The sequence below is a fragment of the Plantibacter sp. 2H11-2 genome (genome assembly GCF_050031945.1).
GTDB lineage: Bacteria > Actinomycetota > Actinomycetes > Actinomycetales > Microbacteriaceae > Plantibacter > Plantibacter auratus.
Map to the genome: position 1 here is coordinate 411,411 of NZ_JBNBBL010000001.1, position 14,122 is coordinate 425,532.

Consider the following 14,122-nt stretch of genomic DNA (forward strand, 5'->3'; position numbering starts at 1 on the left):
GGGCCTGTCGTCGACTCGGCAGCGTGTGACAACGTCCGGAGTGGAGATGGGGGGAATTGAACCCCCGTCCACTGCTGTGATTCTGCGCCTTCTACGGGCGTATCCCTTAATGCGTTCTACTCGGCCCCGACCATTGACAAGGGCATCTTGGTCGACGGGCCCAGCCGAAGAAAAGTCCCGGATGACGTCGCGGCTCCGTCATCCAGCAAGTCCCCTAGATGACGCCAGGATCCGAGACGGGGACACGCTCGGTCTGACGGACTATCGGGCTCGCTTAAGCAGCGAGGGCGAAGTCAGTGCGCTTAGAGTTGGCACTTGTTGTTTTGCAGAGATCGTTAACGAGATAACCCTGCATCCTCGACCCGCTTCTCGCAGTTTCGCAGGCAATGTCGAAACCGATCATCCCCATGGACTCAGCGCCTCGGAGTACGAGGCGAAGAGGGTCGTTGTCACACGCTGTCGAATTGTCAATCCACCGCGAGCGGTGGACGAGCACCTTGCGGTGCAGCTTTCAAGTGTACCGCGCCGAGGTGGCGCCTGTCACCTATTCGCCGAGACGGTTCCTGGTGGCCATCGCACGCGCGGCCTCACGGGTGTCCTGCTTCTCGCGCAGGGCATGCCGCTTGTCGTATTCCTTCTTGCCCTTCGCCACGGCGATCTCCACCTTGGCCTTGCCGTCCTTGAAGTAGATCTTCAACGGCACGAGGGTGAAACCACCGGGGGCGATCTTGTGGGCGATCTTGTCGATCTGCTCGCGGTGCAGCAGCAGCTTGCGCTTGCGCCGCGGCGGGTGGTTCGTCCACGTGCCCTGGCCGTACTCGGGGATGTGTACCGCGTCGAGCCACGCCTCACGGCGGTCGATGAAGGCGTACCCGTCGACGAGCGACGCCCGCCCGGCTCGCAGCGACTTCACCTCGGTACCCGTCAAGACCATGCCGGCCTCGTAGGTGTCCTCGATCGTGTAGTCGTGGCGGGCCTTGCGGTTCGTGGCCACGACGTTCTCGCCCCGTTCCCTCGGCACGGTGTACTCCTGACGTTCTGGTTCGGATCCATCGGAACGGACCGGCCGCGATCGCGGCAGCCTGTCAGTCTAACGCAGAGCGAGCGGTGCGGTGGCCGCACTGCCTCCCCGCTAGACCTTGAGGTACCGCGAGATCGCGAAGTTGGCCGAGATCGCCGCCAACAGCACGCCGACGAGCAGCAGGATCGGGAGGACCACGAAGGCGTCACCGAGATCGACGAAGTTGACGTACCGCATGCGGTCCGCCAGGTATCCCTGGACGAACACCTGGACGATGGTGATCACCGCCCCGGCCGCGAGGATGGAGCCGATGAGCGCGGCGAACACACCCTCGAGGATGAACGGTGTCTGGATGAACCGGTTCGATGCACCGACCAATCGCATGATGCCGAGTTCTCGGCGTCTCGAGTACGCCGACAATCGGATGGTCGTCGCGATCAGCAGGGCTGCGGCGACCAGCATGAGTGCTGCGATCCCGATCGCCGTGTAACTGGCGATGTTCAGGACCGAGAAGATCTGGTCGAGGTACTGGCGTTGATCCGTCACCTGCTCCACGCCCGCGACGCCGGAGAACGCCTCGACGAGCACGTCGGACTGCGAGGCGTCCTTCATGTTCACCCAGAAGGTCTCGGGCAGCTGGTCCGCCGTGACGAACTGTGCGATGTCGTTGCCCTTGAACTGCTCTTGGAAGTTCGTGAACGCCTGCGCCTGGTCCTCGAAGTAGAACTTGTCCACGAAGGGCGCGAGGGTCGACGACTCCAGGGCGCTCTGGACGGCGGCGCGCTGCTCCTCGGTCGCGGCGCCGGCGGCGCAGGTGTCGCCCGCGCTGTCGGCGGTGCAGAGGTAGATCGCGACCTGTGCGCGGTCGTACCAGTAGTTCTTCATCTGGCCGATCTGCATCTGCAGCAGGACGGCCGTACCGACGAAGGTGAGCGAGATGAACGTCACGAGCACGACGGAGACGACCATCGAGACGTTGCGACGCAGGCCGTTCCAGACCTCGGACCAGATCAGTGCGAGTCTCACTTGGTCGGCCCCACGTTCTGCTCTCCGTCTTCAGTGCCGCGCGCCGCGGCACGCAGGCCGAGCCGCTCGGCGAGCGACAGGTGTTCGACCTCGATCGGGTCGATCTCGTTGCGTGCCGGAAGCCCGATGGGGCCTGTGGCGTTGCTCAGGCGTTGCGGAGGCGCGACCTCCGGGACCGCAGCAGCCGGTGGCACGGCGGGCTCCGATTCCGGCGTCGTCGACTCGGCCTCGGGCGCTTCCGGGTTCGATTCCTCGGCTCGCATCACCGGCGTCTCAGGCTCGGCGACAGGTGCTACGGCCGGTTCCTGGATCGGCGTCGAGCCGGACACCCGGGTGACGACCTCGTCGGTGTCGGCCCGCGGCATGGTCTCGCGCGAGACCGCGGCAGGCGCGGTCGGTGTCGCTGGAGCGGTCGGCGTGGCGGCGGTGGCGGCGACCGCGGCTGCGGCCACGGCACTCGTCGTGGGCTCGGAGCTGGCAGCGACGGACGACGTCGTGGTCGTCACCGGAACCGAGGAGGTCTCGACGGCGGGCGCGACCGGGGTCGAGGCCGTAGCGGGAGCGGTCTGTGCCGACGGGACGGCAGCCTTGGAGGATCCTCTGACGAGACCCGGGATGGCCGCAGTCGTGCCGTATCCACCGTGGCGTTCGTCACGGACGATCTGGCCGTCCTGCAGCTCGATCACACGACGCTGCATCTGGTCGACGAAGCCGGCCTCGTGCGTGGCCATGACGACCGTCGTCCCACCGGCGTTGATGCGCTCCAGCAACTGCATGATGCCGGCGCTGGTGGCGGGGTCGAGGTTACCGGTCGGTTCGTCGGCGAGCAGGATCTGCGGCTTGTTGACGATCGCGCGGGCGATGGCGACGCGCTGCTGCTCACCACCGGAAAGCTCGTGCGGCAGGCGCTGCGCCTTGCCGTCGAGTCCGACCATCTTGAGGACGTCGGGGACGGCCTCCTGGACGAAGCCGCGCGACTTGCCGATCACCTGGAGGGTGAAGGCGACGTTCTGGTAGACCGTCTTGCTCGGCAGCAGTCGGAAGTCCTGGAACACGACCCCGAGGCTGCGCCGGAAGTACGGCACCTTGCGGTTCGAGATGGAACCGAGGTCGTGGCCGAGCACATGAATCTTGCCCTTGCTCGGCTTGTCCTCCTTGAGCATCAGGCGGAGGCAGCTCGACTTCCCCGACCCCGAGGCACCGACGAGGAAGATGAACTCTCCCCGCAGGATCTCGAAATCGACGTCGTTGAGCGCGGGACGCGAGGTTCCCGGATACTTCTTGGAGATGTGATCAAACCGAATCATGGCTCCTTGAGCTTAAGGAGCGACCTGCCGATTACGGGCAGGACACGCCCGCGATCCGTACCCTGTACGAGGGCTGGGCGAACACTATGCCGCGCTGCGCTACTCCGGCTTCGACATCGACCGCCAGCGGATACCCGCGGCGATGAACCCGTCGAGATCGCCGTCGAACACCGCTGCGGGGTTCCCCTGCTCGTGCTCCGTGCGTAGGTCCTTGACCATCTGGTACGGCGCGAGCACGTAGGAACGCATCTGGTCGCCCCAGCTCGCCGTGATGGTGCCGGCCAGCTCCTTCTTCGTCGCGGCCTCCTGCTCCTTCTGGATGAGGAGGAGTCGCGACTGGAGCACGCGCATCGCCGCGGCGCGGTTCTGGATCTGGCTCTTCTCGTTCTGCATCGAGACGACCGTGCCGGTCGGCAGGTGGGTGATGCGAACGGCGGAGTCGGTCGTGTTGACCGACTGTCCCCCGGGGCCGCTGGACCGGAAGACGTCGACACGGATGTCCGACTCCGGGATCTCGACGATCTCCGTCTCCTCCATGAGCGGGATGACCTCGACGGCGGCGAAGCTCGTCTGACGCTTGCCGGCGGCACCGAAGGGGCTCATGCGCACCAGACGGTGCGTGCCCGCCTCGACGCTCAACGTGCCGAAGGCGTACGGTGCGTCGACCTCGAAGGTGGCCGACTTGATGCCGGCCTCCTCCGCGTAGCTCGTGTCCATGACGGTGACCGGGTACTTGTGCTGCTCGGCCCACCGCAGGTACATGCGGAACAGCATGTCGGCGAAGTCGGCGGCGTCCACACCGCCGGCACCGGCGCGGATGGTGACGACGGCGGGGCGCGGGTCGTACTCGCCGCTCAGCAGCGTCTGCACCTCGAGGTCGCCGAGCACCTTCTGCAGGCTGATGAGCTCCTGGCGCGCCTCTTCGGCCGACTCCTCGTCCTGGGCGTCGGTCGCGAGTTCGATGAGCACCTCGAGGTCGTCGAGCCGGTTCGCGATGCTGGTGATGCGGGCGAGTTCGGACTGACGGTGACTGAGGGCGCTCGTCACCTTCTGCGCGTTCGTCGTGTCGTCCCAGAGATCCTGGGCACCCGCCTGCTCGCTCAGCGTCGCGATCTCGGCTTCGAGACGGTCGACGTCGACGACGGTGCGGATGTCGTCGAAGGTCGAGCGGAGGGTACTGATCTGTGTGGAGAGGTCCAAGTCAAACATTTGGCTTCAGCCTACCGCGCAGGGCCGCGGGCGTACGATCGAGAGGATGACTTCCGACGAACGCCCGTTCCAGCTGCGCTCCGTGGCCGTCTCGGTCTTCCTCCCCACACTGTTGTTCTCGATCGGTGAAGGCGCCATCATCCCGATCATCCCGGCCGTCGCCGGGAACCTGGGGGCGACGCTCGCCGTCGCCGGAGTCATCTCCTCGCTCATCATGCTCGGCGAACTCGTCGGCGACGTCCCGTCCGGATGGATCGTCAGTCGGATCGGCGAACGCTTCGCGATGATGTGGGCGGCGCTGCTCGCGGTCGTCGGGGTCGCGACGGCTGCCATCTCCCCCAATCCGTTCGTCCTCGCCCTGGGCATCTTCTGTATCGGGCTCGCGACCGCCGTGTTCGGTCTGGCACGGCACGCGTTCATGACGACGTACGTGCCGATGCGGTACCGGGCGAGGGCGCTCTCCTCCCTCGGCGGTGTCTTCCGCGCCGGCACGTTCATCGGACCGTTCCTGGCCGCAGGCGTCATCCACCTCACCGGGACGTCGCAGGCGGCGTTCTGGGTGATGGTGATCTGCTGTGCCGGGTCGGCGGTCACCCTGCTCGTCCTCCCCGACCCGGCGGAGATGTTCGGGCGACCGCCGTCGACGCGCACCGTCGACGGCGAGGAGCGCACCGAGGGTGAGGAGCTCGCGTCCGAGGAGTCGAGCGGCCTCATCGCTTCGATCCGCGCGCACGGCGCCGTCCTCACCCGGATGGGCACCACCGCCGCGCTCGTCGGCGCCCTGCGGTCGTGTCGGGCGGTCCTGCTCCCCCTGTGGGCCGTGAGCATCGGCGTCTCGGAGACGGACACGGCGCTCATCATCGGCGTCGTCGGCGCGGTGGAGTTCGCCCTCTTCTACGCCAGCGGTCAGGTCATGGACCGTTGGGGACGGATCTGGACCGCCGTCCCGTCGATGATCGGGCTGGGCTCCGGGTTCATCGTCCTGGCCTTCACGCACGACCTCGATGAGGCGCGAGTCTGGTTCATCGCCGTCGCGCTCGTGCTGGCACTGTCCAACGGGCTCGGTAGCGGCATCCTCATGACCCTCGGCTCCGACCTCGCGCCACCGGACCGTCCCGCGCCGTTCCTCGGCGCCTATCGCTTCCTGGGCGACGCGGGCACCGCCGCTGCTCCCCTGGCGATGTCCGGGATCACCGCGGCTGCGTCGATCTCCCTCGCCGCCGGCACCATCGGCGGCGTTGGGCTCATCGGCGCGTTCCTCCTCTTCCGGTTCATCCCCCGCTTCATCGATCGCGGCACCCGCCCCTTCCCCTGATCGTCGGGAGGCCCGTCCGCCGTTACCAGAAGACACTGCGAGCACTCGCGGTCGCCTCGATCCGGAGGCCCTGCGGGACGAACAGCGTCAGCATCGGTGGCCGCCAATCCGACGCCAGCGAGACCTCCGCGCTCCGGCCGTCCGGGGTCCGTGCCGCGACGATCTCGACGCCGGTGAGCGCACCCGCACCGCCGGTGATGAGGTCGTCGCGTGCACTCGAACGGACCGAGTGGTCATCGAGGGCGGGTCGGAAGGTCCCGTCGGGCTGGATCGTGACGTCGTCGATGGAGAAGGACTCCGCGGCGGTCGCGGCCAGGCGGTCGGCGAGGTCGAGGAGCCGCTTGTGCTCCACGTATAGAGATGTGGCAGCGCTCCCGACGAGGACCAAGGCGAGCGCCACGACGGCGAATCCGATGGTCAGGAGCATGGTGGACCCGTCCTCCTCTCCGACGTCCAGATGTCGTCGTCCGCCCGGCTCCCTCATTCCGCCTCGCCGAACCGGTCATCGAACCGCGAGATCGGTGCCGTGGCGGTGCCGGTCACGGGGACCGCGGCCTGGACGCCGATGATCTCGGGTATCAGCGGCAGGACGACGAGGATGTCGACGGTGACGGTTACGGCACCGCCGCGCTGCCCGCATGGGAGACCGGCTGGTGTGCAGTCGAGCGTGACGGACGACTGGGACCGGTCGAGCCCGAAGTCGTCGAGCGCGAGTGCGAGCGAGTCCTCGACGCGGTCGCGACCCGTGGCGTCGTCGTCGGCCCGCGCGTAGAGTTTCGCCGCCTGCGCTGCGGCCCCGCCGGCCGCGAGCACTGCCGCCTGCACCTCGGCGAGCGCGACGATGAGATAGACGACGGGCACGAGGAGGACCAGACCGACGGTGATGAACTCGAGGGAGGCCGATCCGTCGTCGTCCCGTGCGGTCGATCGGTGACGCAGCTCATCACTCGAGTGTCTCGAGGACCGCATGACCCTCCACCTCCAAGACGCCGGGCAGTCCGATCAAGCCCACGACCGGAAGCGGTGCGCGAACGGTCACGGTGACGATGCCGGCTCCGCGATGTTCGGCCAGCGTCGTGCTGACGTCACCCGTGTAGCCCTCCCCCACGGCGACGGCGATGAGCTGGCGTGCTCGGTCGGCGCCGTCGACCAGCTCGGTGTCGGCCAGTGCGCCGAACCGGGCACCCTCCGCCGCCGCGTCGATGAGCGTGTTCCGGACGTGGAGGGCGAGCGCGAGCTGGACCACGGACATCATCAGGACGGTGAGGATCGCTCCGACGAACACGAACTCGGCGACGGCTGATCCGTCCTCGCCGCGCACGAGCCTCGTCCGCCATCCGCCGATCTCGGGCTCAGATGCCGGAGACACGATCGATGGCCTGTTCGAACACCTGCGTGAGTGCCGGGCCGGCGACACCCCAGATGAGGAGGACGAGCCCGGCCGTCATGAGGGTGATGAGGACCCAGCCGGGGACGTCGCCGCGCTCCTCGGCGAGGAGGGAACGACTCCGGTGGAGCGTGCGATCGAGGAAGGAGGGGGAGGACATGTGGAACCTTTCGTCAGAAGCCGGTCCGGAGCACGAAGACTCCGGGGAAGACGGCGATGATGATGGACAGGGGCAGGATCAGGAAGACGAGGGGCACGAGCATCGCGACCTCCTTCTTCCCGGCGGATTCGAGGAGACGGCGTTTGGCGGTGTCGCGTCCGTCGTGTGCGTGATCGAGGAGCACAGCTGCGACCGGTGTGCCGCGTTCGAGCGCACCGAGGATCTGGTCGACGCATCGCGACAGCATCGGCATCGCGAGTCGTGCCTCGAACTGCCGGAGTGCGGTGGCGAACGGGATACCGGTGGAGACGTCCGCCATCACCCGGCGGAACTCCCTACCGAGCTCCCCGCTGGACCCGATGCGCGCCACGCGGTCCATCGCATCCGTGATCGCTTCGCCCGCCGCGAGACTCAGGCTGAGGAACTCGAGCACCGTCGGCAGCTCCTCTTCGATCCGCGCGAGGCGGCGACTGGCGGCGAGCGCCAGCAGTTGGTCGCGGAGGACGATTCCGGCCACCGCCCCGACCGCGGGAAGCGGTGCTGCGAACGGGAGCGGGAGCCGACCGTTGCTGAAGGAGAACACGGCGAGCGCCGCGGCGACCGCGAAGCCGCCGAGCCCCCAGAGGAGTTGCAGCAGTCGGTACCGTTCGAGCGTCGGTCCCCCGGCTTGGCCCAATCGACGGATGACGAGTTCCTGATCGGCGCCGACCAGCCCGAGCGACCATCGAACGGCGCGGAGGACCGGGACCAGCAGGGTCCCGAGGACCGGTAGCGGGTCGGTCGAGCGGCGCGCGGCTTGCGAGCGGGCGTCGCTGGAGAGGTCGGCGACATAGGGGGCGATGCGGCCCGCGAGCCGTGGTCGCCCGAGTGCCGGCAGGAGCATCGCGAGCGCCCAAAGGCCGACCCCGAGGATCGCTCCGAGGCTGACGGCCCACGCTCCGTCTGCACTCACCGGAACCACCGTCGTTCGGGCTGGAGGCGTCCGACACGGAGCATCGCCTGGTAGGCGAGAGCGGAGACCACGACGCCGGCGATGATCAGGACCGCTCCCTCCCGGGAGTTGTAGGCGGCCGAGGCCTCCGGCCGGGACGACAGGAGCAGGAGGATCGCCCAGGGTGCCGCGACGCCCAGCCTGGCGGCGTTCACCACCCAGGACTGTCGCGCCTCGGCCTCGGCTCGGATGGCCGACTCCTCACGGAGCCCCGCGGACAGCGCTCGGAGCACCGCCGGCAGTTCCGTGCCTCCCACGTCGCGGGCCATGCGCACCGTCTCGAGGATGCGGTCGGCGACCGGGTCTGCGAGCGAGGTCTTCAGGTCGTCGATGCCGTCGGCGAAGCGGCCGGCAGCACGGTAGTCGGCGCTGAACGCGGCGAACGCCGGGCGGAGCGGTGCGGGTCCGACGGTGTCGAGCGCGGCCACCGCGTCCGGGAGCGAGAGCCCTGATCGGATCGCGGACAACAGGTGGTCCACGACATCCGGCCACAGTCCCCGCTGCAGGCGACGTCGAGAGGTGGCGCGGGCCCGGAGCACGATCACCGGGGCGACGAGTCCGGCGACGGCGACGACGGCGCTCAACGGCAGGACACGGCAGAGCGCCTGGACCACCGCGCCGGAGACGAGACCGGCGAGGACGGAGACCACGATGGCGGCCGCCCAGTACCGACCGGGCAGACCGGCCAGGATCAGGAGTTCGCGGAGCGCAGCGACCGGCCTCCACCGCTCCAGGGTGTCGCGCAGCGGCTCCGGGTCCGGCCACCACCAGGGTGCGACGGTGAGGAGGAGGCCTGCGGCGAGGACCGCTCCGACGACGAGACTCATCGCTCGCCGACGGCGAGGATCGAGGCGAGCGAGATCCCGGCCGCACGATACTTCGCGTCGTTCAACGGGAAGCGACCGGTGGCGCGGAGCTCTCCGTCTCGCTGCTCGAAGAGGGTGGAGGCCTCGATCGTGTGGGACTCCCCGCTCCCGCCGACCGCGATGATCTCCGCCACCCGTCGGCGTCCGGCTCGGTCGAGCTCGCAGTGCACGACGAGGTCGACACATGATGCGACGGCCGGGCGCACGAACCCCGAGTCGATGTTCCGGCCCGCCAGCAGTGGCAGCGTGCAGAGCTTGCCGATCGCGTCGCGCGCGGAGTTCGCGTGGATACTGCAGAGCCCGGGCAATCCGCTGTTGAGGGCGATCAGGAGGTCGAGGCTCTCCGCCTCCCGGACCTCGCCGACGACGATGCGGTCCGGCCGCATCCGAAGCGCCTCCTTGATGAGCCGTCGGAGGGTGATCTCTCCCGTGCCCTCGAGGCTGGCCTGCCGGCACTGCATCGCGACGACGTCGCGGTTGCCCGGCGCGAGCTCGAAGGTCTCCTCGACGGTGACGATGCGGAGGGCTGGGTCCAGCGCGGCGATGAGGGCGCCGAGCATCGTGGTCTTGCCTGCCTGGGTCGCGCCCGACACGAGCAGGTTCGCCCCCGCGGTCATGCTCGCGCGCAGGAACTCGGCGGCCTGATAGCTGATCGACCCTGCGGCCACCAGCTGACCGAGATCACGGATCCGTGCGGAGAACTTGCGGATGTTGATGGACATGTGCCGACGCGTGACGTCGGGGATGACGACGTGCAAGCGCGAGCCGTCCGGAAGGGACGCGTCGACGAATGGGTTCGCGAGATCGACCCGTCGACCGGTGGCACGCAGCATCCGCTCCACGAGGTCGCGGACATCACCCTCGCCGAGGACCACGTCCGTCAGCTCCGACACCCCACCACGGGCGACGAACACCTTCGTCGGCTCGTTGATCCAGATCTCCTCGACACTCGGATCCTCGAGCAGCGGCTGGATCGCCCCGAACCCCGTCACCGCGGCGAGCACCTCGCTCGTCATCCCGTGCTCATCGTCGATGAGCGGCGTCGTGTCGTTCAACGCCCGCTCGTTGTATCGACGCACCTCCTCACGGGCGATCCGCCCCGCTCCCCCACGCCGACCCGGCTCCCCAAACTCCTCACGCACCCGGTCACGCACGCGCGCCGTGATGATCTCCGCCGCTGTCCCCATGCCGCCATCCTGACGAACACCGGCCACACCCCGCAGAAGTTATCCACAGCACCCTCCACTCGACGCCTCCCCGACCGGTCACTAGGCTCGGGGACCGTGCCGACCACCTTCCGCATCGACGGCTCCCGCATCCACGACATCTCCTCGTTCTACGAGGTGATGAACGAGCTCGTGATGCAGGACGAGGACTGGGATCTGGGTCCGAGCCTCGACGCCCTCGACGACGTCCTCTACGGCGGGATCGGCTCGCTCCGCGATCTCGACGACGTGCACTTCGTCTGGGCGGAGCATGACGCGAGCCGCACCGCACTCGGCGTCACGGCGACCCGCGCCTGGTTGCAGGAGAAGCTCGAGCGGGGTGCACCGTTCGACACGGCCCGGATCACCGCGCAGCTCGACGACCTCGACGCCGGCCGCGGCAAGACCTACTTCGACCTCCTCCTCGAGGTCTTCGCCGGCCACCCGGATATCCGTCTCGAACTCGCCTGACCAGGTCGGGACCCGGCGGTCGCGCTCGACCCGTCGCGCTCAGACCGTGGCGAACCGCTTCGCCGAGCGCTCCTTCGCCTTCTGCGCCTCGACCTCGCGGTCCTTCGGCGGGGCGGTCGTCACGAGGTCTTCGAGCAGATGGCGGGTGATGTGGGCGATCTCCGCGACCGCTCGATCGAACGCCTCAGCGTTCGCCTGGGACGGCTTCGTCGACCCGCTGATCTTCCGCACGTACTGGAGCGCCGCGGCCTCGACCTCGTCATCGGTCGCGGCCGGCTCGAAATTGTGAAGGGTGTGGATGTTCCGGCACATGCAGGCATGGTAGCCCCGGCGCACGCCAGGAGCCAGAGGTGATTCGGGAGCTGGCGCCGCGCCGCAACCGCTTGCGGCGGTCGACACGAGCCGGAAGAGTGGGCGCCATGATCAACGGCTACACCGCAGACCAGGTCCGAGCCGCAGAGGCACCACTCTTGGACGCAGGGGAACCACTCATGGCGCGAGCCGCCCACGGACTCGCCGAAGAACTGCGGACGGTCCTCGCCGATCGCGCTGAGGGCCTCGAGGGCGAGGCACCCGACGTCTGGAAGATCCTGCTGCTCGTCGGCTCAGGCGACAACGGCGGTGATGCCCTCTTCGCGGCGGCGGAGCTCGCCGGCACGACCGGTCCGGACGACGTCCCGCTCGACCTCGTCGTGGCCAGGACGGGTGACCACGCCCACGAGGCGGGCTACGCCGCGGCGGTCGAGGCCGGTGTCCGCTTCCTCATGAACTCCCCCGCCGAACCGGACGACACCGCCGACGAGGCCAAGGGCGCCGCGATCGTCGTCGATGCCGTGTTCGGCATCGGGGCAAGCCGGAACCCCACCCTGCGCGGTGCGCCGAAGGCGATCGTCGAGGCGGTCCTCCCAGTCGTGCAGAACTCCGACGGACCGACGGTCGTCGCCGTGGACGTCCCGAGCGGCATCGACCCCGACGAGGGAAGCGTCCCCGAGGGTGCCGTCCTCCCGGCGGAGGTCACGGTCACCTTCGGCGCGGTGAAGGCCGGGCTCCTCATCCCGCCCGGCTCGGCCTACGCCGGCGACGTCCGCCTCATCGACATCGGTCTCGGGCCGCAGCTGGCCGACGTCACGCCGTTCACGACGCTCGACCAGGCGGACGCCTGACCGACTGCTCAGCCCGGCCCGTCGCCTGGGCGATCGGCAACACCGACCACCCAGGCGGTGCCTGACGCTCAGGAGCCGACGGCAGCAGCCGATCGCCCTGATGCGACACCCGCGAGCGCGTGGCCCGCGAGCGACCCGAGGGTTCGGAGTCCGTCGCGCGACAGCACCGACTCGAGGTGCCCCTGGACCGACGCGAACCCGCGACCACGCATCGCGAACACGTCGCCGGACGCCGCATCGGCGGCGATCTCGACCCCACCGACCGGAGCCTCACCCGCCAGCCGTGCGGTGAAGGTGTTGTAGAACCCGATCAGCGACTGCTCACCGAAGAGGTCGAGGTCGAGCTGCAGCCCCTGTCGTGGCGCGTCGAGGCGTTCGATCGGCAGCCCGAGCTGGATCGCCAGCACTTGATGGCTCAGGCAGACGGCGAGCAGTGGCGCTCCGGCGGCGAGGCGCGCTGACACGATCTCGTGCATCCGGCGGACCCGCGGGTCGGCGAGGTCGAGCGGGTCGCCCGGACCCGGGCCGGCGACGAGCAGGTCGACGTCCACGAGCGCGTCGGCCACCGCCGACCAGTGCTCAACGCTGACGGTCATCCCGAAGTGGCGCAGCTGGTGGGCGAGCATCGCGGTGAACTCGTCCTCGGCGTCGACGATGACCGCGGTACGACCCGACAACGAACCGACGGGCGCCGGGTGCTGCGGCTGCAACCAGAAGGACGCCAACCGCTCGTTCCGCGCTCGGAGCGCGTCCTGCACACCGGGTTCCGCCGCGAGGTCGACGGTCGGGCCGAGCTCGGCGGGTGCCATGACGCCGAGCGCGGTCAGCACGCCGGCCGCCTTCGCCGCCGTCTCGGCGACCTCCGACTCGGGATCCGAGTGACGGACGAGCGTCGCACCGGCGGGCACGCGGACGAGGCCGGCGTCGTCGACATAGGCGGTGCGGATGAGGATCGGTGCGTCGAGTTCGTAGTCGCCGTCGCCCACGGGGGTGAACAGCGCGAGCACCCCGGAGTAGTAGCCGCGCGCGTTCCGCTCATGGCGGGCGATGACCGAGCACGCGTTCTGCATGGGCGAGCCGGTGACGGTTGGTGCGAACATCGTCAACCGCAAGACCTCGCGGACGTCGAGTTCGCTCGTCCCGGCGAGCAGGTACTCGGTGTGGGTGAGGCGCGACATCTGCTTGACGTAGGGGCCGAGGATGCGTCCACCGGAGGCGCACACCCGGCTCATCATCTTCATCTCCTCGTCGACGACCATGAAGAGCTCTTCCGTCTCCTTGACGTCGCCGAGGAACGCGCGGAAGTCGTCGCCGGTCGCGCCGGAGCGCGGGTGGCGGAAAGTGCCGCTGATGGGGTTCATGGTGACGGTGCGTTCACCGGTCGACGCGTCGCGGGCGACCGCGACGTGGCGCTCGGGCGTCGCACCGGCCATCGAGACGCCCGGCGTGTGCACGGCGAAGGTCCAGTAGGCACCGGTCTCCCCCGACAGGAGCGCCCGCAACCAGGCGAGGACGGCGCGCTCGGCCGGCACCTCGGTCGTCGCGGTGAACTCGCGGCGGATGACGAAGTTGGCGCCCTCGCCGCGTCCGATCTCGTCCTCGATGACGCGGCGCACGATCGACGCGTAGTCCTCGTCGGAGACGTCGAACCCGCCGTCGACCAGCGGGACCGCGTCGGCGGGGAGTCGGTCGAGCAGCTCGTCGAGTGTCACCGTCTCGCGCTCGCTCACCACGAGGCAGTGCAGCGGAGCGCCGTCGTCCATCGCGGCGAAGCCTCGCTCGCGCACCTGGCGGTAGGGCACGAGCGTGAGGACCTCGGGCTGGTGGTCGTCGCCGGCGGATCCGAGCGGGATGTCGGCGAGCGACTCGACGTCGACGACGTCGCCCGTGTAGAGGTCGACGGTGTCGCTGCCGTGTCGGCGGAGCACCGCGAACGGGAAGTCGGGGCCGGCGTGCAGCACGCGGTGGAGCAGGGTGGTCATGGTGGTGTCCTCAGGCTGG

General features: G+C 69.0%; 16 protein-coding genes and 1 other RNA gene. 3 read left to right on the plus strand and 14 right to left on the minus strand.

Annotation, left to right across the window (positions count from 1 at the left end):
- Window positions 1–38 precede the first annotated feature (38 nt).
- The 5 genes from ssrA to prfB form a co-directional block, all read right to left on the minus strand.
- Window positions 39–407, minus strand: a transfer-messenger RNA (tmRNA) gene (gene ssrA / locus ACQG07_RS01890).
- A 137-nt stretch (window positions 408–544) separates the two neighbouring features.
- Window positions 545–1,021, minus strand: coding sequence for an SsrA-binding protein SmpB (gene smpB, locus ACQG07_RS01895; protein ID WP_056007115.1), 477 nt, complete (start codon window positions 1,019–1,021; stop codon window positions 545–547).
- Between the two features lie 111 nt (window positions 1,022–1,132).
- A complete protein-coding gene (gene ftsX, locus ACQG07_RS01900; RefSeq protein WP_064296231.1) occupies window positions 1,133–2,047 on the minus strand; it encodes a permease-like cell division protein FtsX in 915 nt (304 codons plus the stop codon).
- Window positions 2,044–3,354, minus strand: a complete 1,311-nt coding sequence (ftsE, locus tag ACQG07_RS01905; RefSeq protein ID WP_426736995.1) for a cell division ATP-binding protein FtsE — start codon at window positions 3,352–3,354, stop codon at window positions 2,044–2,046. Before ftsE ends, ftsX begins: the two co-directional genes overlap by 4 nt.
- A 99-nt stretch (window positions 3,355–3,453) precedes the next feature.
- Window positions 3,454–4,563, minus strand: coding sequence for a peptide chain release factor 2 (gene prfB / locus ACQG07_RS01910; protein ID WP_079705593.1), 1,110 nt, complete (start codon window positions 4,561–4,563; stop codon window positions 3,454–3,456).
- Window positions 4,564–4,609: 46 nt separating this feature from the next.
- On the opposite strand from prfB, the gene ACQG07_RS01915 reads away from it, so the two are divergent.
- Complete coding sequence (locus tag ACQG07_RS01915) at window positions 4,610–5,878, plus strand: MFS transporter (RefSeq protein WP_426736996.1); 1,269 nt, start codon at window positions 4,610–4,612, stop codon at window positions 5,876–5,878.
- Window positions 5,879–5,900: 22 nt separating this feature from the next.
- On the opposite strand, the gene ACQG07_RS01920 is transcribed toward ACQG07_RS01915, so the two are convergent.
- From ACQG07_RS01920 to ACQG07_RS01950, 7 genes are read right to left on the minus strand one after another with little or no spacing between them, the layout of a single operon-like run.
- Window positions 5,901–6,305 (minus strand): hypothetical protein, encoded by a 405-nt coding sequence (locus ACQG07_RS01920; protein ID WP_426736997.1) that lies wholly within the window; start codon window positions 6,303–6,305, stop codon window positions 5,901–5,903.
- Between the two features lie 53 nt (window positions 6,306–6,358).
- The gene (locus ACQG07_RS01925) at window positions 6,359–6,847 is read right to left on the minus strand and encodes a TadE family protein (protein WP_426736998.1); all 489 of its coding nucleotides are present in this window, start codon (window positions 6,845–6,847) and stop codon (window positions 6,359–6,361) included.
- The gene (locus ACQG07_RS01930) at window positions 6,822–7,247 is read right to left on the minus strand and encodes a TadE family protein (RefSeq protein ID WP_426736999.1); all 426 of its coding nucleotides are present in this window, start codon (window positions 7,245–7,247) and stop codon (window positions 6,822–6,824) included. The genes ACQG07_RS01925 and ACQG07_RS01930 overlap by 26 nt, the downstream gene beginning before the upstream one ends.
- Complete coding sequence (locus tag ACQG07_RS01935) at window positions 7,231–7,425, minus strand: hypothetical protein (RefSeq protein ID WP_426737000.1); 195 nt, start codon at window positions 7,423–7,425, stop codon at window positions 7,231–7,233. Before ACQG07_RS01935 ends, ACQG07_RS01930 begins: the two co-directional genes overlap by 17 nt.
- Before the next feature lie 13 nt (window positions 7,426–7,438).
- Window positions 7,439–8,377 carry a type II secretion system F family protein gene (locus ACQG07_RS01940; protein WP_426737001.1) on the minus strand — a complete coding sequence of 313 codons (939 nt, stop codon included), beginning with the start codon at window positions 8,375–8,377 and terminating at the stop codon, window positions 7,439–7,441.
- Window positions 8,374–9,243, minus strand: coding sequence for a type II secretion system F family protein (locus ACQG07_RS01945; RefSeq protein WP_426737002.1), 870 nt, complete (start codon window positions 9,241–9,243; stop codon window positions 8,374–8,376). Before ACQG07_RS01945 ends, ACQG07_RS01940 begins: the two co-directional genes overlap by 4 nt.
- The gene (locus ACQG07_RS01950; RefSeq protein ID WP_426737003.1) at window positions 9,240–10,469 is read right to left on the minus strand and encodes a CpaF family protein; all 1,230 of its coding nucleotides are present in this window, start codon (window positions 10,467–10,469) and stop codon (window positions 9,240–9,242) included. Before ACQG07_RS01950 ends, ACQG07_RS01945 begins: the two co-directional genes overlap by 4 nt.
- A gap of 96 nt (window positions 10,470–10,565) precedes the next feature.
- Here ACQG07_RS01950 and ACQG07_RS01955 point away from each other — a divergent pair, with 96 nt between their 5' ends.
- On the plus strand, window positions 10,566–10,958 hold the full coding sequence (locus ACQG07_RS01955; RefSeq protein WP_426737004.1) for a ribonuclease inhibitor: 393 nt from the start codon (window positions 10,566–10,568) through the stop codon (window positions 10,956–10,958).
- A 39-nt stretch (window positions 10,959–10,997) separates the two neighbouring features.
- Here ACQG07_RS01955 and ACQG07_RS01960 read toward each other — a convergent pair whose 3' ends face one another.
- Window positions 10,998–11,270: a DUF2277 domain-containing protein gene (locus ACQG07_RS01960; RefSeq protein ID WP_159878298.1), complete on the minus strand. Its 273-nt coding sequence runs from the start codon at window positions 11,268–11,270 to the stop codon at window positions 10,998–11,000.
- Between the two features lie 107 nt (window positions 11,271–11,377).
- Between ACQG07_RS01960 and ACQG07_RS01965 the strand changes: the two genes are divergently transcribed.
- The gene (locus ACQG07_RS01965) at window positions 11,378–12,121 is read left to right on the plus strand and encodes an NAD(P)H-hydrate epimerase (RefSeq protein WP_426737005.1); all 744 of its coding nucleotides are present in this window, start codon (window positions 11,378–11,380) and stop codon (window positions 12,119–12,121) included.
- A gap of 68 nt (window positions 12,122–12,189) precedes the next feature.
- Here ACQG07_RS01965 and ACQG07_RS01970 read toward each other — a convergent pair whose 3' ends face one another.
- Window positions 12,190–14,103, minus strand: a complete 1,914-nt coding sequence (locus ACQG07_RS01970; protein WP_426737006.1) for an anthranilate synthase family protein — start codon at window positions 14,101–14,103, stop codon at window positions 12,190–12,192.
- Between the last annotated feature and the right edge of the window lie 19 nt (window positions 14,104–14,122).